Source organism: Nocardia sp. NPDC006044 (genome assembly GCF_042871115.1).
In the GTDB taxonomy this organism is placed as follows: Bacteria; Actinomycetota; Actinomycetes; order Mycobacteriales; family Mycobacteriaceae; genus Nocardia.
Genome location: NZ_JBIAID010000002.1, coordinates 931,378 through 948,329, shown reverse-complemented (window position 1 = coordinate 948,329; position 16,952 = coordinate 931,378). Strand labels below are relative to the sequence as shown.

Here is a 16,952-nt window from a genome sequence, read left to right as displayed (position 1 = left end):
GGGCGGCAACTTTCCCGCGACACGCCTACCGGCAGGTAGGGAACACGCCGCGCCGTAGCCCCGGCGATCCCGCGGTCTCGTGGTTGAATGATCCGCGACGTACAAGCACCATTTTTCGTCTGGTGGTAACTCGGCGAGGGAGCAAGATGGACGGCGCAGCGGCACGGAATTTTTCCGCGATCCAGGGCGACCCTTCCGCGAGCGACGATGTCACGGCAGCGGAAACGACCGGCGACGGTGACGGATTGAGCCGTCGCGAACACGACATCCTGGCCTTCGAACGCCAGTGGTGGAAGTACGCGGGGGCCAAGGAAGAAGCCATCCGGGAGCTGTTCGGCATGTCGCCCACTCGGTACTACCAGGTGCTCAACGCCGTGGTGGATCGGCAGGAGGCGCTCGCCGCCGACCCCATGCTGGTCAAGCGGTTGCGCCGGTTACGGGCGAGCAGGCAAAAAGCCAGGGCCGCGCGACGGCTCGGTTTCCAGGTATGACCGGGCTAGGCTCGACTAGGTGAGCTACCCGAATCCCACCTCCGGTGGGCCGCCATTGCGAGCGTTGGCGATGGTGTTGATCGCACTGGCCATCGTATTCGGTGGCCTCGGAGCGATGTCGCTGTCGAAGTCCGATGCCGATTCGTCGAGCTCCGGACCGTCGGAATCGGCCACCTCGACCACCGCCACCGCCGCGCCGCAGGTGCCCGCGAGCACCACCGTCGCGAAGACCTCGGACGCCGTGCCGTCCAGCTCCGCCGCGCCGTCCACGACGACCACCACCCCGCCGGCCACCACCACCGGTTCGGCGGCCGCCGCCAAGGCGGTTCCGGTGCGCGTGCTGAACAACAGCATGATCGCCGGGCTGGCCGGCAAGACCGCGAATCAGCTCACCGCCGAAGGCTGGAATGTCGTGGAGACGGGCAACTACCCCGGCGTCAATATCCCGAAAACGACGGTGTACTACGGCAATTCGCCGGGCGACAAGGAGGCCGGGCAGGCCATCGCGCAGGAGCTCGGCATCACCGCGGAATCGAAGTCGAGTGGATTGGGCGAGTCCTCGCCCGGTGTAACCGTCATCGTGACGGGTAACTGACAACTGGCGACCGCGGCCGGGTCAACTGGCGACCTGCCGCTGAACGGGCCTGTCACGGCGCGACACGGCGGACGTGGCATCATCTTGTCCGGTAACGAACCTGTCCACCCAGCTTTACTCGTAAGCTTTTGAAACTCGGTACTCATAAAGGAGTTCCCCGATGGCCCCGTCCACAACTCGTCGCCCGTCCTGGCGGACTGTGACCCCGGTGCTCGCGGTCGCGGTCCTCGGCCTCGCAGGCTGCACCAACAGCCAGGAGTCGAGTGACGTCAAGGGAACGACCCCGCCCGTGTGGAGCGGCGCGGCCGCCCCGCCGGCCAGCGAATCCGGCAAGGAGACCGGCAGCGCGGAGTCGAACGCGGGTGTGAAGGTCGACCTGAAGGACGCCGCGGGCGCCTCGGTCGCCACCGCCAACATCGTCAAGGACGGCAACCACCTGCAGTTCACCGTCGAGGCGCACGGCCTGCGGCCCGGCTTCCACGGCCTGCACGTGCACTCGATCGGCAAGTGCGAGGCCAACTCGGTCGCGCCGACCGGCGGCCCGTCCGGCGACTTCCTTTCCGCCGGTGGCCATCTGCAGGTCGGCAGCGCCAACACGCACCCGGCCAGTGGCGACCTGACCTCGCTCGAGGTCCGCTCGGACGGCTCGGCCAAACTGGTCACCACCACCGACGCGGTGACCCTCGACGATCTGAAGAACAAGGCGTTGATGATCCACGCCGATGCCGACAATTTCGGCAACATCCCGAACCGGTACCTCCGAGCCGACGGCGTTGCCGGCCCGGACGATACGACGCTAGCGACAGGCGACGCGGGCGGCCGCGTTGCCTGCGGTGTGATCCAGTAGCGCAGGAGCCGATATGGCCGGGGCAGGCAGAGAACACGTTCCCTTCCATGGATCGCCCCGGCCCACCATAGGGATCGAGTGGGAAATCGCACTCGTCGACAAGGTGAGCCGCGATCTATCGAATACCGCTGCGGCGGTGTTCGATTCACTGGGCGATCTACACGCGCACGACGGCACCCCACAGGTGACCAAGGAGTTGTTGCGCAATACCGTCGAGCTGGTCACGGGGGTGCACGAGACCGTCGGCGACGCGGTCGAGGACCTGCACGGCACCATGACCGCGGTCCGGCGGGCCGCCGACCCGCTCGGCGTCGACCTGTTCTGCGCGGGCACCCATCCGTTCGCGCAGTGGTCGGCGCAGCAGCTGACCCGCTCGGAGCACTACGACGAGCTGATCGAGCGCACCCAGTGGTGGGGCCGGCAGATGATGATCTGGGGCGTGCACGTGCACGTCGGAGTCTCGCATCGGGACAAGGTCTTTCCGATCCTGAACGCACTGCTGATCCACTATCCGCACCTGCTGTCGCTATCGGCGTCCTCGCCGATGTGGGCCGGCTCGGATACCGGTTACGCGAGCAACCGGACGCTGATGTTCCAGCAGCTACCCACGGCCGGTCTGCCGTTCCAGTTCGAAAACTGGCGTGGCTTCGAGCATTTCGTGCACGACCAGTTCAAGACGGGGGTGTTCGAGCAGCTCGGCGGGATGCACTGGGACATCCGCCCGGCGCCGAAGTGGGGGACGATCGAAGTCCGGGTGTGTGACGGGGTGTCCACCCGCGCCGAGCTGGCCGCGATGGCCGCGCTGATCCACTGCCTGATCGTCGACCTGGACCGCAGGCTGGAGGAGGGCGAGACGCTGCCCTCGCTGCCGCCGTGGCACGTGCAGGAGAACAAGTGGCGGGCCGCCCGCTACGGGCTGGACGCGATCGTCATCGTGGACGACAAGAGCAACGAGCGGCTGGTCACCGACGACGTGACCGATCTGCTGAACCGGTTGGAGCCGACCGCGAAACGGCTCGGCTGCGCGGACGAATTGGCCTTCGTCGCGGAGATACCGGAGCGAGGTGCGTCATACCAGCGGCAGCGCAAGGTGGCCGCCGCGGCCCAGGGCGATCTGGTCGCGGTGGTAGACGCGCTGGTCAAGGAGCTCGAGCAGTAACGGTCTCGGCGGGTGCGGTCGCGCGGTATCGCACCACCCCGCCGGCTGCCGTCCCCAAGTGTTCAGTCGGCCAGTGGGATGGCGTTCACCCCCCGTTTACTATGGTCGAGTGCTTGTCGAAGACCCGGGACCCAGAGTAGGAAGTGCCGCTCCTCGGTTGCGCGTGCCGCCGACCCGGGTCCGGGTCGCGGCGGGCGTCGCCGCGGTGCCGGTGCTGCTGATCGCGCTGCAGATCGTGGCGATGCGCGAAGGGTTCCAGGGTCCGCTGGGCAGTCTGTGGCAGGACTACGTGGGCACACCCAAGTCGATGTCGGTGCCGTGGGCCGGCCTGGTCCTCGCGCTGGTCGGCATTTCGACCCGGCGGCGGATCATCGCGCTGAGTGCGGCGGTGGCCATCGACGTGGTCTGGGCGGGGATCCGGCTGCTGGCCGGTGCGTCGTTCGCGATCGGCAACGGTCCGGTGATCGTGCTCACGGGCCTCGCGGCCTACGCCTGGCTGCGCTGGGACGGGACCGAACGCCGCAACGCGCTGCACGCCGCCGCGCTCGGCGCGCTGCTCATCCTCGCCACCAAGGTCGGTGATGTGTGGCTGCATGTCACCATCCTGAGCAGGCCGACGGTGCTCGACGAATACGTGCTGCTCGCCGACCACGCGCTGGGCGATCCGTCCTGGGTGATGGGCCGGGTGCTCGACGTGCTCGGGCCGGTCGTCTACGGGGTGCTGCACTGGGTCTACATCGAATTGCCGGTCGCGGCGATCGTGGTGGCGGTGTGGCAGCTGCGCCGGGTGGTGTCGAGTGGTCGCTGGCCGAGCCACTATCTGGTGCGCACGTTTCTGGTGCTCGGGCTGGTCGGCCCGATCGTCTATGTGATCTTCCCCGTGGTCGGTCCGATGTTCGCGTTCGGCGCGGACGGGCACGGCCTGCAACTGGGCAACTATTGGCCGAGCGTGGTGCCACCGCTGGACCGCAACCCGATGCCGATGCCGTTCGACTCCGCAACGCCGCGCAACTGCATGCCGTCCATGCACACGGCTTGGGCGTTGTCGGTGTTCCTGCATACCCGCCGCGATACCGACGGTGGCCCCGCGCCGAGCCTGGCGCGCTGGGGCGGCGCGTTCTGGCTGCTCGCCACGGTGGCCGCGACCCTCGGCTTCGGCTACCACTACGGCGTCGACCTGGTCGCGGGCGCGGTGTTGTGCCTGACCGTCGAGTCGGCGCTGCGCGACCCGGAACGCGGCTGGGGCTGGTTCCGCGTCCGGCTGGTCGCCTGCGGCACGCTGGTGCTCGCCGTCCTACTGCTCGCCTACCGCTTCCTACCGGTGCAAATGGCCGAATACCCCGTCCTCGCAGGCACGGTCGTACTCGCGCTGCTCGCCGGCCTAGCCGCAGGCTTCCACGCCACCTGGTTCGCCGGCCACCGCCAGACCGCGGCGTCACAGCGCGAGGTCGAAACCGCCGCGCACTGAACGTCAGTCGATGGTGTTGCCGAGTTCGTTGACGGTGAGCAGGCCGTCGCGGTGGCTTTGTTCGCGGTAGGCGGTGCGGCTGATCAGGTGGGCGATGACGGGGGCGGTCAGGAGGGTGAACAGGCCGACCAGGACGAGGGCCCAGACGTTGCCGTGGCCGAGTAGTTCGATGCCGGCGCCGTCCAGCACCAGGATCAGGCCGATCACCTGGGGTTTGGTGGCGGCGTGCATGCGGGTGAGGGTGTCGGGGAAGCGCACGATCGCGATGGAGGCGGTCAGCGCGAGGGTGGCGCCGAACAGGATGAGCGCGCCGGAGATCCACTGCCACACGGTCATCGGTCGCCTCCGTCACGGAATGCCGGTCGGCCCAGCGGGTTCGGGGTCACCGCTGCTCGTCCTTCACGCGGAACCGGGTGACGGCGGCCGAGCCCAGGAAGCCGACCAGGGCCAGCGCGATGATCGCCGGGATGATCGTGGTGTCCTGGCTGTAGGCCGCCCAGACGGCCAGCCCGGAGGCGGCGATGGCCATCAGCGAGTCGATGCCGACGATCCGGTCCAGGGTGCTCGGCCCGGCCAGGATGCGATAGCTGGTGATCACGGCGGCCGCGGTCAGCAGCACGCCGGCGATGACGGCGACGACGGTCACGTCTCCACCTCCGGTGGCCTCGATGGCGTCGAGCGCCATTCGGAGTGGCGTTCGAACGACGAGATGAGCAGCTTCTCCAGGCGGCGGGTCGTCCGGTAGAACTTGTCCACCGCCGCGTCGCTGCTCACGTCCAGCACGTGCACGTAGACGACGCAGCGCCGCCGATCGATCTCCAGCACCATGGTGCCCGGGATCAGGTTCAACAGGTCGGTGCACAGCACGAGCACCATGTCGGACTTGGTGCTCAGGTAGACGCGCAGCACCCCGGAGACCGGCGGCGGCGCGGGCCGGACGGCGAACCAGGCCACCTGCAGGCTGGACTCGATCGCGTAATACGAGGCCACCACGGCCAATTCGAGCATCGACAGCGGATGCAGCCGCCCGTTCACCGGCACCCGGGGCAGCGGCAGCGCCACCATGATCAGCGCGCCGACCGCCAGTCCGGCCAGCAGATTGGCGATGCTGAGGTCGCCCCACAGCGCGATCCACACCACGGTGAGCCAGCTCAGCACGCCGACCCGCACCGCCGTCTCGCGACTGATCCCGCTCATCGTGGCGCTCCCGGTTCGGCGGGCGAATCACCCAGCACCGCAGTGATATACACGCCTGGATCGCGAAGGTCATCGGCGGCGCGGTCGGCGATGCGCAGGATCGGCCCGGCGAGCACGGTCAGGCTGAGTCCGACCGCGACCAGCGCCGCCGTAGAACCGACCATCAGCACCGGCATCCGGCCCGGATGGGTGCGCTCGTCGTAGAGCACATCGGTCGAATCCTCGATCAGCGACGGCGTTCTCGCGGCGGTGAGATGCCCCTCCGGCGCCTCCACCCGCGGCCGCCAGAACGCCTTGCTCCACACCCGCGCGACGGCGTACAGGGTGAGCAGGCTGGTGAGCACCGAACCCGCCACCAGCGTCCAGGCCAGCACGCTGCCGTCGTCCACCCCCGCCTGCAACAGCGCGACCTTGCCGATGAACCCCGAAAACGGCGGAATACCACCGAGATTCAGCGCGGGAATCAGGAACAGCACGGCCAGTATCGGGCTCGCGGTGGCCAGCCCACCGAGCCGGCGCAGCGAGGTCGAGCCCGCCTGCCGCTCGATCAGGCCGACCACCAGGAACAACGCGGTCTGCACCAGAATGTGGTGTGCCACATAGAAAACCGCGCCGGCCAGCCCGGCGGTGCTGGCCAGCCCGACGCCGAAGATCATGTACCCGATGTGGCTGACCAGGGTGAACGACAGCAGCCGCCGGATGTCGCTCTGCGCGATCGCGCCGAAGATGCCGACCAGCATGGTGAGCAAACCGCAGACCAGCAGGATCGAATCGAACTCGCCACCGGGGAACAGCAGCGAGTGCGTCCGGATGATCGCGTACACACCGACTTTCGTGAGCAGGCCGGCGAACACCGCGGTCACCGGCGCGGGCGCGGTGGGGTAGGAGTCGGGCAGCCAGTTCGACAGCGGGAACACCGCGGCCTTGATGCCGAACGCCACCAGCAGGACCGCGTAGATGGCCGTGCGGGTGCCCTCCGGCACCGCGCCGATCCGCTGGGCCAGCTGCGCCAGGTTCAGCGTGCCGGTGGCCGCGTAGGTCATGCCGATGCCGGTCAGGAAGATCAGCGACGACAGCATCGAGACCATCACGTACGACACCCCCGCGCGGATCCGCTCCTCGGTGCCGCCGACGGTCAGCAACACGAACGAGGCGGCGAGCAAGATCTCGAAGCCGACGAACAGGTTGAACAGGTCACCGGCCAGGAACGCGGCCGCGACGCCGCCGGTCAGCACCAGATAGGTGGGCCGGTAGATCGAGGTCGGCTGGCGTTCGTCGCCGTCGCGAATGTTCTGCCCGGAACCGTAGAGCGCCACGGCCAGCAGCACGATCGAGGAGACGAGCAGCATCGCCGCGGACAGCCGGTCCACCACCAGCGTGATGCCGATCGGCGTCTCCCAGTTGCCGATCTGCAACGCGGTGGTGCCGTCGCGGTCGGCCAGGAACAGCAGCAGCCCGCAGATGACGACGACCGCGGCGAGCGCGCCGAGCATGAACGTGCGCTGGGTGCGCGGCCTGCGCCCGAAGATCAAGGTGCCCGCGGCCGCGAGCAGCGGCACCAGCACGGGCAGCGGCATGAGGACCGGCAGCAGGCCGGGGGAGAGGTTCACTCTTCCGGGTCCTCTCGCTCGCGCCTGCGGGCGACGTCGACGTCTTCCTGGTCGTTCTCGACATCGTCGGTGGTGGTGAGGGTGAAGGAGCGATAGGCGAGAGCGAGCACGAAGGCCGCGAGGCCCATGGTGATCACGATCGCGGTGAGCACCATGGCCTGGGCGAGCGGGTCGGCGGTGTCGCGGTGCGTGGTGTCGGTCTGGCCCTGGATCGGCGCGCGCCCGTCCGGGCCGGCCAGGGTGATGATCAGCAAGTTCACCGCGTTGCCGAACAGGATCAGGCCGAGCAGCATCTTCGACACCGCGCGCTCGAGGATCAGATAGACCCCGCACGCGACCAGGATGCCGATCACGATCAGCAGCGTCAGGTTGGCGGTCATCGCGCGGAACCTCCTGTCGTCGAGGCGGTTTCGCTGGTGGCCAGCTCGCTGTCCAGGCGTGCGCCGAGACTGCGCAGGACGTCGAGCACCAGGCCGACGACGATCAGATAGACGCCGAGATCGAAGATCAGCGCGGTCACCAGCTTGACGTGGCCGAGCAGCGGCAGGGTCACCTCGAAGATGGCCGAGGACAGCGGCGGGACGCCGAAAAACAGTGAGCCGACGGCGGTTCCGGCGGCCAGGGCCAGCCCGGCGCCGAGCAGATGGCCCGCGTCGACCGGCAGCGCCTCGCCGAGTTCGTACCGGCCGCCGGCGAGATAGCGCAGGGTCAGCGCGAGTCCGGCGGTGAGCCCGCCGGCGAAACCGCCGCCCGGCGCGTTGTGCCCGGAGAAGAAGAAATACACCGACAGCACCATGATGGTCGGGAACACCAGCCGGGTGGTGATCTGCATGACCATCGAGCGGTCCGCGCGATCGACCAGGCGTCCGGCGGGCAGCCAGCTCACCAGGTCCGGATCGTAGTGGGGCGAATCCGCCGCGCGCGGCGCGCTGCCGAAGCGGCGGCTGCGGAACACCAGCGAGGCGACGCCGGTCGCGGCGACCACCAGCACCGAGATCTCGCCGAGGGTGTCCCAGGCGCGGACGTCGACCAGCAGCACGTTGACCGCGTTCTTGCCGCCGCCGAATTGATAAGCGGCATCGGGGATCCGGCGCCAGATCGGTTCGGCGGTGCGGGCGGCGACGGCGAACGCGCCGAGTACCGTGACGGCCGCGCCGACCAGCGCGGCCAGCACCGCCCGGCGGGCCTTGAACGGGGTCGCGCGGCCGGCCTCGATCTCCGCCGGGAAGGCCCGCAGCACCAGCACGAAGATCACCAGCGTCAGGGTCTCGACCAGGAATTGGGTCAACGCCAGGTCGGGCGCGCCGTGCAGCGCGAAGATCACGCCGCAGCCGTAACCGGTGACGCCGACGACGAGCACGCTGGCCAGCCGGTTGCGCAGCACCGTCGCACCGAGCGCCATCGCCACCATGATCGCGCCGATCACCGCCTGCAACGGCGAATCCCACAGGCGCAGTTGGACTCCGGTGCGGGTGCCGAGGGCGAGCAGCGCGGTCGGCAGGATGATCAGCGTGCCGAGGATGGTCGCCTGGCTCAGCGGCAGCGACCCGCGCTGCACCGCGCCGGTCATCCGCAGCGAAAGCCGGTCCATGCCGCGCAGGGTCGCGTCGTAGGCCCGGTCGGCGTTGCCGAGGCGCGGCCGGGCCGGATCCCGGAGGCGATCGCGCAGCTGGAACAGCGCGATGCCGCCCGCGATGATCAGGACCGTCAGCGCCAGCGGGACGGTAAAGCCGTGCCAAAGCGCAAGAGAAGAGAGCAGATCTTCGGAAAACGTTTCGGCGTAAGGGCTCAGCAGGCGATCGGTCCCCGGCGCCGCCAATCCCGCGGCCAGGCCGGCCACCGCGAGGATCGCGGGCGCGGCCAGGAACAACCTCCCCGGCGCATGCCAGCCGCGGTCCTCGGACGCGTGCTCGTCGCCGAATTCCATGACCGGGCCGGGACTTTCGGCGTAGTCGGAGACGCGGCGAACCCGATGCGCACCGTGTGCGGCCGGCCGCGCGAGGCCCGGTTTGTCCGCGAACGCGCCCCAGACGAAGCGAATGCTGTACCCGACGGTGAGCATCGACCCGAACACCACGCCGACCGCGAGCGCCACCCGCGCGGGCCCGTTCAGGGTGTCCGCGTCCAGGATGGCGCCGAGCGCGCTCTCCTTGCCGAGGAACCCGACCAGCGGCGGAAGCCCGGCCATGCTCAGCGCGGCCAGGATCGCGATGCCGCACAGCACCGGCGCGCGGCGGCCGAGCCCGGATAGTCGCCGCAGATCCCGGGTGCCCGCGCCGTGATCGACGATCCCGACCACCATGAACAGGCACGCCTTGAACAACGCGTGCGCCACGATCATCGCCACCCCGGCCAGCGCCGCGTCCGGTGTGCCGATGCCGACCAGCACGACCAGAAAGCCCAGCTGGCTCACCGTGCCGAAGGCGAGCACCAGCTTCAGATCGACCACCTCGAGCGCGCGCAACCCGGCCAGCAGCATCGACGCCACGCCGAGGGTGAGCACGAGTGGATGCCAGACCGGATTCTCCGCGAACACCGGCGCCAGCCGCGCGATCAGGTACACACCGGCCTTCACCATGGCCGCGGCGTGCAGATACGCGCTGACCGGGGTCGGCGCCGCCATCGCGCCGGGCAGCCAGAAGTGCAGCGGCACCACGGCGGACTTGCTCAGCGCGCCGACCAGGATCAGCACCACCGCCACGTTCACCGCGAGCCCGCTCGGCGGCTGCGCGCGGGCCAGCAGGTCGGAGAGCAGGTAGCTGTGGTTGGTCTCGCCGAGGATGATCAGGCCGACCAGCATCGCCAGCCCGCCCGCGGCGGTCACCAGCAGCGCCTGGATGGCCGCGCGCCGGCTGTTCGCCTGCTCGGCGTTGTGCCCGACGAGCAGGAACGACAGGACTGTCGTCACCTCCCAGAAAACGAAGAGCAACAGCATGTTGTCGCTGGTCACCACGCCGAACATGGCACCGGCGAAGCCGACCATCTCGGCCGCGAACAGGCCGAGGCGCGGCTCGTCGTCCTCGAAGTATCTGGCGCAATAGCAGAGCACCAGCGCGCCGATGCCGAGCACCAGCGCGGACATGATCGCGGCGAGCGAGTCGAAGCGCAGATCGATGTTCATCTCGATGCTCGGCGCCCATTCCAGCCGAACCCGCTGTGTGCTACCCCAATTCGCGACGACCCAGCCGAGGCCGCCGAGCGGTACCAGCGCGAGCACGTAGAAAGCGTTGCGTCCCAGCGCCCGTACCCACAGCGGTGCGACGAGCGCGGCGGCGGCGAGGGCGAGCAGGAGAGCGAGCAAACTACACTCCGTCGGGTAGGGGCGGCGGGGTGGTGCGGGACAATCCTACGTGGAGCCTGGAGATTTCCGCGTCCTCCGTGGTTATGGCGTCGGGTACATGACGGCGATGGGGCTATATATCCGCTAACGCTTCGTCCGTCGAGGGGCCGGTGGCCTGCGGCCGGCCGCGCGGCCGGAAGTGGTGCAGCACGGCGAGGCCGACCGCGCTGCCGAGCACGATCGCCAGCGCGGTGCGGCCCGGGGTGGTGTCGTGCGCCGCGTTGTCCGGCAGATGCCAGCTCTTGTTGTCGTCGGGTAGCACGGAGATGGCGGTCGGCAGGTAGAGCGCGGCGATGGCCAGCACGCCGCTCGGCGCGAACTGCGGCCGCGCGGACGAGCAGCAGTAACCGGCGGTGAGGGCGAGCACCGCGCTGCCGAGGGAGAACAGGATCCAGTTCGCCTCGGGCGGGGTGAGGATGGCGAACAGGGCGATCGCCGCGAGCAGCGCGACCGCCACCAGCACCGAGGGCCGCCTGGCCCCGGCGATCAGGCCGAGAGCGGTCAGCGCGAGCAGCACCCAGACGCTCCAGCCGGGCCGGCCGGCATAGCCGAAGGCGTCGGCGACCGCGGTGAGGCTGACCGCGAGGTAGACGCCGTACCCGTCGCGGCCGGGCAGCAGCATGGCCGCCGCGGTCGCGGCGAACACGGTGGCCGCGGCGGTGAGCCCGATGTCGACGGCGTGATCGATGGCGGGGGCGTTGGTGTACTGGCGTTGCAGCCATTCGGTGATGGCCAGGATGACCAGGGCGAGCACCGTCGCCGCGAGGATCGGTGCGATCGGCAGCTCGATCGACGACCGCGCGGGCTCCGGCCGGTCGGCCGTGGCCCGATTGCGCAAGGCACTCAGCGCCAGCAGCACCATCGTCAGCGCGATCAACCAGCTCGGCGGCGTTTCCAGCACGTCGAGCGGGTTGTCGTCGATGTCCAGGAAGTCCGCCAGGTCGCTGAACACGAAGAATCCGGCGCCACCGAGTGCGAAGCCCCCGGCGAGCACCGGCCTGCGCAGCGCCGCGACGCCGAGCCCGCCGAGCAGGATGCCGGCGCACACCGCGTCGACGTAGTTCTGCGTGGTGAGCATGTCGGCGGACGAGACATGGCGTCCGGCACTGTGATTGATCAGCTGCGCGAGCGTGCCGAGCACCGCGACCAGCCACGCGGTCGCCGGGCGGAAGGCGGTGCCGACCAGCACGGCGACCGCGACCGCGACGATCACGCCGATGGCCGCGCCGCGCGGCACGCTGTCCCACAGGTTAGTGATCTGGTACGGCGTGCTCTGCCGGATCGAGGAGAAGGTGACCGGCAGGAACAGCGTCACACCCGCGACCGCGGCCCCGAAAAAGGCCGTGACCGCGTCGAACGCATCACCCATCCGCCGCACGTGCCGAACATACCTGCGCTCGACCGGGGAATCTGTGATTGCCCTCACGTGGCGCGAGCATGTCGAAATGGGCGAAATGTCAGAATATGGCGGTTGACGGTGCGTATGCCATCCGGACGCCGGCGGTCAGAGGTAACGACCCTCGTTGCTCGCGGACTGGCCGCGGGTCTCCGCGTAGCGGCGCAGCGACTCGACCTGCAACGCGTCCAGTGACGGCCGGACCGTGGCCCGCGCCGCCGCCACGTCCGCCGCGGTGACGTCGGCCGCGTCCAGGTCGCGGCGCATGGCGGTCAGCGCGGCCTCGCGCAGCAGCGCCGCGCAGTCCGCGGCGGAGTAGCCGTCGAGCTTGCGGGCCAGCGCGGCGAGATCGACGTCGGCGGCGAGCGGGACCGCGCGGCCCGCGGTGCGCAGAATCTCCAGCCGGGCGGCGCTGTCCGGCGGCGGCACGAAGACCAGCCGCTCCAGCCGGCCGGGGCGCAGCAGCGCGGGGTCGATCAGTTCCGGGCGGTTCGTCGCGCCGAGCACCACCACGTCGCGCAGCGGTTCCACCCCGTCGAGTTCGGTGAGCAGCGCGGCGACCACCCGGTCGCCGACGCCGGAATCACCGGTCTGGCCGCGCCGCGGCGCGAGCGCGTCCACCTCGTCGAGGAAGATCAGCGAGGGCGCGGAATCGCGTGCGCGCTGGAATAATTCGCGCACCGCGCGCTCGGACGAGCCGACCCACTTGTCCATCAGTTCGGCGCCCTTGACCGTGTGCACGCTGAGCTGGCCGGTACCGGCCAGCGCCCGCACCAGGAAGGTCTTGCCGCAGCCGGGCGGGCCGTAGAGCAGCACGCCGCGCGGCGGGTCTACGCCGAGCCGGGCGAACGAATCCGGGTGCCGCAGCGGCCATAACACCGTTTCGGTCAGCGCCTGCTTGGTCTCCACCATGTCGCCGACCTCGTCCAGGGTGAGGCTGCCGATGGCCGGCTCGTCCATGCCCGAACGCGACAGCGGCCGAATCACTTTCAGCGCGCCGAGCAGATCCGGTTGGGTCAGTTGCGGATCCGAGTGCTCCCTGCTGGCCCGTGACGCGGCGCGCAGGGCCGCCTCCCGGCAGAGTGCGGCCAGGTCGGATACCACGAAACCCGGTGTGCGCGCGGCGATCTCATCGAGCTTCAGCTCGGCCGTCGGCACCCGGCGCAGCAACTGCTCCAGCAGCGACTTGCGCACCGTAGCGGTGGGCAGCGCGAGGGCGAGCTCACGGTCGCATAGGTCGGGTGCGCGCAGCCGGGGGTCGACGCCCGCGGGGTGCGCGGTTGTCGCGAGGAAGGCGACGCACGGTTCGGCGACCGCGGCGCGCAGCTGGTCCAGGATGAGCGTGGCCACCGGCTCGGCCGGTACGGGCAGCAGCGCGTCGATGTCGGTGATCAGCAGGACACCGCCCTGTCCGGAACAGGCATCGGCGACCGCCTCGGCCACCTCGCGCAGCCGGGTGCCGCTCTCCGCGGCGCCGATGGTCGGGCCGTCCAGCTCGACCACGCGACGCGGCGCGGTGACCGCGCGGGCCAGCGTGGCCTTGCCGACGCCGGCCGGGCCGGTGATCAGGACGCCGAGACGCGGTGTCGCGCCGAGGGTTTTGAGCAGTTCGGGCTCGTCCAGGGCGAGGCTGAGCCACTCGGTGAGTTTCGTCGCCTGGCTGTGCATGCCGGCCAGGTCTTTGACGGTGATCAGCGGATCGGTGTCCCGGACGGCCGCGCCGCGACCGTTCGACGCGCCCTGCGCGGCTGCCGCGCCGTCGAACGCGGCGGCCTCGGTCGCGCCGCGAGACGCCTCGCCCGGTGGGATCGGTGTCCCGGCCAGCGCCCGGTCGGCGGCGTCTCTGGCCGCGACCACCCCGGCGCCCCAGGCGACCGCGGTGTTCGGCTGCACGCTGACCGGGCCGCGCGGATCGGTGGCGGTGACGGTGAGCAGCTCGGTGGTCCAGGCGATGCCGAAGGTGCGCGAAAGTGCTTGGGAAGCAGCGGCGGAGCTGATCTCCGGCCCGAGGTCGCGGGGCAGCAGGGAGACCGTGTCGCCGACCGTCACCACCTTGCCGAGCAGTGCCTGGCGCAGCGTCGCCGCCGGGATGGTGCGGGTGGCGTGCACCGAGCCGCTCACCGAGATCTGCTTGGCGCCGTACACGGTCACCGGCGCGACGACCACCGTCGCGTCCTCGCGCAGGCCGGCGTTGGACAGCGTCACGTCATCCAGCAGCGCGACCCCGGCCGGGGTGTCCGGCGGGGCAACGCCGACCACCGCCGCGGTGCGGCGCGCGCCGACCAGCGCGATGCCGTCCCACTCGCGCAACCCCAGTGCGGTCAGCGCCTCCGGATGCAGTCGCACCACCCCCCGCCGGGCGTCGGCCGCGGAAGGATTCAGGCGAGCGGTGAGCGCGAGTTCTGCCACCGTGCCATTCTGCCGCGCCGGGGCGTGCTCGTGGGCGGGGCTACTTGTTCTTGGGGACGATCCCGGCGGCGACCGCGACGGGAGTGTCGGCCACGCTGCCGGACAGGCAGACCAGCTTTGCGGTGCCGAGCGCGACGTTGGGGCTGCCGGTGAACGTGCTGTCCGGGTTGGCCGCCAGGATCTGCTCGATCACCGCCTTCTCCGCGTCGGTATCCAGCTTCTTGAACTCGCCGCAGGTGGTCTTCGCCGGATCGCCGGACGCGGGCGTGCCCGGCTGCTCGGCGGCCGGCGACTTGGCCGGGGTGCCGGGGCTCGGCGCGGGGGCCGGGGCCGACGGCTTCGCGGCCGGCGCGGTCGCGCTGGTGGTCGCGTCGCCCTTGCGCAGTCCGTTCGCGTCGGCGGAATCGTTCGCGGACTGGCCGCAGCCGGCCAGCAGCAAAGCCACCGTCCCGGTGGCCAGGACGATGGCGGAAGTTCGCTTCATACCGTGCTTTCCCCGGTGGATATGTCGTCGATCAGCACCGGCACACCCGGCACGTCCGGTGCAGCGTACCGGGTGCGCGGGGTTTCAGTGGATGTGTGCCTGCCAGTCCGCCGGCACCCGGTCGCGCGGGCCCGGCGCGCCCTGGTCGGCCGGGTGGCTGTTCGGCGGGGCGAGTTCCGGTCCGTCGCCGTACATTTCGTCGGTCTGGAAGTTGTAGTACCAGTCCTCGCCCGGTTCGAAGCTCTGAATGAACGGGTGGCCGGTGTCTTTCGCGTGCAGGCTGGCGTGCTGGGCCGGCGAGGTATCGCAACAGCCGATGTGCCCGCACTGCGCGCACCGGCGCAGATGCACCCACCAGCCCTGCGCCGCTTCGCATTCCACGCAACCGGTACCACTGGGCGGCACCGCGGTGTCGATGCCCTCTAGCTCCTGCGTCATCGTTGACCTCCTGAAGTGGTTTCCGGTTCGGCCTGATTCTGCTCCGCCGGATCGTCCGGCGTGCGATTCAGCGGCAGCCACACGGTGAATCGCGTGTTGCCCGGCTCGGAATCGACCTGGATGTCGCCGTCGTGCTTGTTCACCACGATCCGGAACGAGATGTCCAGGCCGAGCCCGGTGCCCTCGCCCATCGGCTTGGTGGTGAAGAACGGCTCGAAGATCCGGCTGCGCACGTCCTCCGGGATACCGGGACCGGTGTCGCCGATTTCGATAACGGCACAGTCGTTTTCGTGCCTGGTGCGGACGCTCAGGGTGCCCCGCCCGCCCATCGCGTAGACCGCGTTGTCGATCAGGTTGGTCCACACCTGATTCAATTCCGCTGCGTAGCAAGGGACTTGTGGCAGCGAGCGGTCGTACTCCTTGACCACCTCGATGCCGTCGCCGATTTTGCGGCTCAGCATCACCAGCGTGCTGTCCAGCAGATCGTGGATGTCCACCACCTGGAACGGCGCGCGGTCCATCTGCGAATACTGTTTGGCAGCATTGACCAGTGACGAGATCCGCGTGGTGGAGTCGGCGATCTCGTTCATCATCAGCTCGGTCTCGATGGTGTAGTTCAACCAGCGGATCGCGCCTTCGAACACCTTTTCCGTGGCGCCCTCGAGGGTGGCCGACACCCGCTCCAGCCAGTCGACATCGAAGCCGGCCTGGACGAAGTTCGGCGCGAGGCTCCAGCCGTCGATGATGTCGTGTTCCTCGAACCACTCGCCGAGCACGTCCTCCCGATCGGCGGCCTCCATCGGGGTCAGCTCCGGCGCCTTGGCCACCTGCGCCGCGGCTTCTTCTTGCAGCCGCACCAGCGCGCCGAGCGAGGCGGTGTCGAACTTGCCGTCGGCCATCATGGCCAGCTTGTGCCGCATGCCGGCGACCCGTTCGCGCAGGCCGGAGGTGGCCCGCACCGCCGCGGCCGCCGGGTTGTTGAGCTCGTGGGTCAGGCCCGCGGACAGCGAGCCGAGGGCGAGCAGCCGCTCACGCTGGCCGACCCGCGCGTTGGCGTTGCGGTTGCCGAAGAACACGCCCTCCAGCAGGTGCACCGCCATCGGGAACCATTCCTGCACCATCTGGGCGAAGATCGCGGCGTCGAGCACGAAGAATCGCGACGGCACCGTCACCTTCAGCGACCCGTTGTAGGTCTGGTCGACCTTGTCGCCGATGTAGGCCATCCACGCGCCGGAGTAGGCGCCGTGGTGCGAGGTACGGACCAGCTCGATCTCGGTGCCGCCGGACAGCTTGGTCAGCACCACCTCGCCCTCCATCAGCACATAGAAGCAGGTGGCCGGCTCGCCCTCGCGGAAAACCAGGCCCGGCTCGATGGTTTCGATCCGCCCGTCCCGGCACAGCCAGTCCAGCTGCTCGTCGGTCAGCTTCTCGAACAGGAACAGGGTGCGCAATTCCGCTGGGTCGCAGACCAACCGGCTGCTGCGGCCCGCGTTCTCGGTTGAATTCATATGTCCGCCC

The 16,952-nt window shown here is 69.7% G+C and carries 16 protein-coding genes; 5 read left to right on the top strand and 11 right to left on the bottom strand.

Annotated elements, in window-relative coordinates; translation table 11 throughout:
• Positions 1-146: 146 nt before the first annotated feature.
• The 5 genes from ACFYO1_RS21910 (at position 147) to ACFYO1_RS21890 (ending at position 4,560) form a co-directional block, all read left to right on the top strand.
• Entirely contained in the window at positions 147-491 is a 345-nt protein-coding gene (locus tag ACFYO1_RS21910; RefSeq protein WP_357385121.1) for a DUF3263 domain-containing protein, read from the top strand.
• A gap of 19 nt (positions 492-510) precedes the next feature.
• The gene (locus ACFYO1_RS21905; protein ID WP_387233801.1) at positions 511-1,086 is read left to right on the top strand and encodes a LytR C-terminal domain-containing protein; all 576 of its coding nucleotides are present in this window, start codon (positions 511-513) and stop codon (positions 1,084-1,086) included.
• 160 nt (positions 1,087-1,246) lie between these two features.
• The gene (locus ACFYO1_RS21900; protein ID WP_378718542.1) at positions 1,247-1,933 is read left to right on the top strand and encodes a superoxide dismutase family protein; all 687 of its coding nucleotides are present in this window, start codon (positions 1,247-1,249) and stop codon (positions 1,931-1,933) included.
• A 13-nt stretch (positions 1,934-1,946) separates the two neighbouring features.
• Positions 1,947-3,092 (top strand): glutamate--cysteine ligase, encoded by a 1,146-nt coding sequence (locus ACFYO1_RS21895; protein ID WP_150399987.1) that lies wholly within the window; start codon positions 1,947-1,949, stop codon positions 3,090-3,092.
• A gap of 163 nt (positions 3,093-3,255) precedes the next feature.
• Positions 3,256-4,560, top strand: coding sequence for a DUF5933 domain-containing protein (locus ACFYO1_RS21890; RefSeq protein ID WP_387235303.1), 1,305 nt, complete (start codon positions 3,256-3,258; stop codon positions 4,558-4,560).
• 3 nt (positions 4,561-4,563) lie between these two features.
• On the opposite strand, the gene mnhG is transcribed toward ACFYO1_RS21890, so the two are convergent.
• The 11 genes from mnhG to ACFYO1_RS21835 form a co-directional block, all read right to left on the bottom strand.
• Positions 4,564-4,896 (bottom strand): monovalent cation/H(+) antiporter subunit G, encoded by a 333-nt coding sequence (gene mnhG, locus ACFYO1_RS21885; protein ID WP_387233798.1) that lies wholly within the window; start codon positions 4,894-4,896, stop codon positions 4,564-4,566.
• A gap of 46 nt (positions 4,897-4,942) precedes the next feature.
• Entirely contained in the window at positions 4,943-5,206 is a 264-nt protein-coding gene (locus tag ACFYO1_RS21880) for a monovalent cation/H+ antiporter complex subunit F (protein ID WP_378718547.1), read from the bottom strand.
• Positions 5,203-5,748, bottom strand: a complete 546-nt coding sequence (locus tag ACFYO1_RS21875; RefSeq protein ID WP_387235300.1) for a Na+/H+ antiporter subunit E — start codon at positions 5,746-5,748, stop codon at positions 5,203-5,205. The genes ACFYO1_RS21880 and ACFYO1_RS21875 overlap by 4 nt, the downstream gene beginning before the upstream one ends.
• A 5-nt stretch (positions 5,749-5,753) precedes the next feature.
• Complete coding sequence (locus tag ACFYO1_RS21870; protein WP_387233795.1) at positions 5,754-7,367, bottom strand: Na+/H+ antiporter subunit D; 1,614 nt, start codon at positions 7,365-7,367, stop codon at positions 5,754-5,756.
• Positions 7,364-7,747: a Na(+)/H(+) antiporter subunit C gene (locus tag ACFYO1_RS21865; protein WP_387233793.1), complete on the bottom strand. Its 384-nt coding sequence runs from the start codon at positions 7,745-7,747 to the stop codon at positions 7,364-7,366. Before ACFYO1_RS21865 ends, ACFYO1_RS21870 begins: the two co-directional genes overlap by 4 nt.
• Positions 7,744-10,668: a Na+/H+ antiporter subunit A gene (locus ACFYO1_RS21860; RefSeq protein ID WP_387233790.1), complete on the bottom strand. Its 2,925-nt coding sequence runs from the start codon at positions 10,666-10,668 to the stop codon at positions 7,744-7,746. The genes ACFYO1_RS21865 and ACFYO1_RS21860 overlap by 4 nt, the downstream gene beginning before the upstream one ends.
• 112 nt (positions 10,669-10,780) lie before the next feature.
• On the bottom strand, positions 10,781-12,076 hold the full coding sequence (locus ACFYO1_RS21855; RefSeq protein WP_387233786.1) for a hypothetical protein: 1,296 nt from the start codon (positions 12,074-12,076) through the stop codon (positions 10,781-10,783).
• A 135-nt stretch (positions 12,077-12,211) separates the two neighbouring features.
• Positions 12,212-14,512 (bottom strand): AAA family ATPase, encoded by a 2,301-nt coding sequence (locus ACFYO1_RS21850; RefSeq protein ID WP_387233783.1) that lies wholly within the window; start codon positions 14,510-14,512, stop codon positions 12,212-12,214.
• A gap of 40 nt (positions 14,513-14,552) precedes the next feature.
• A complete protein-coding gene (locus ACFYO1_RS21845; RefSeq protein WP_387233781.1) occupies positions 14,553-14,996 on the bottom strand; it encodes a hypothetical protein in 444 nt (147 codons plus the stop codon).
• Between the two features lie 84 nt (positions 14,997-15,080).
• On the bottom strand, positions 15,081-15,434 hold the full coding sequence (locus ACFYO1_RS21840) for a UBP-type zinc finger domain-containing protein (RefSeq protein ID WP_387233778.1): 354 nt from the start codon (positions 15,432-15,434) through the stop codon (positions 15,081-15,083).
• A complete protein-coding gene (locus ACFYO1_RS21835; RefSeq protein ID WP_387233775.1) occupies positions 15,431-16,942 on the bottom strand; it encodes an ATP-binding protein in 1,512 nt (503 codons plus the stop codon). Before ACFYO1_RS21835 ends, ACFYO1_RS21840 begins: the two co-directional genes overlap by 4 nt.
• Positions 16,943-16,952: the final 10 nt, after the last annotated feature.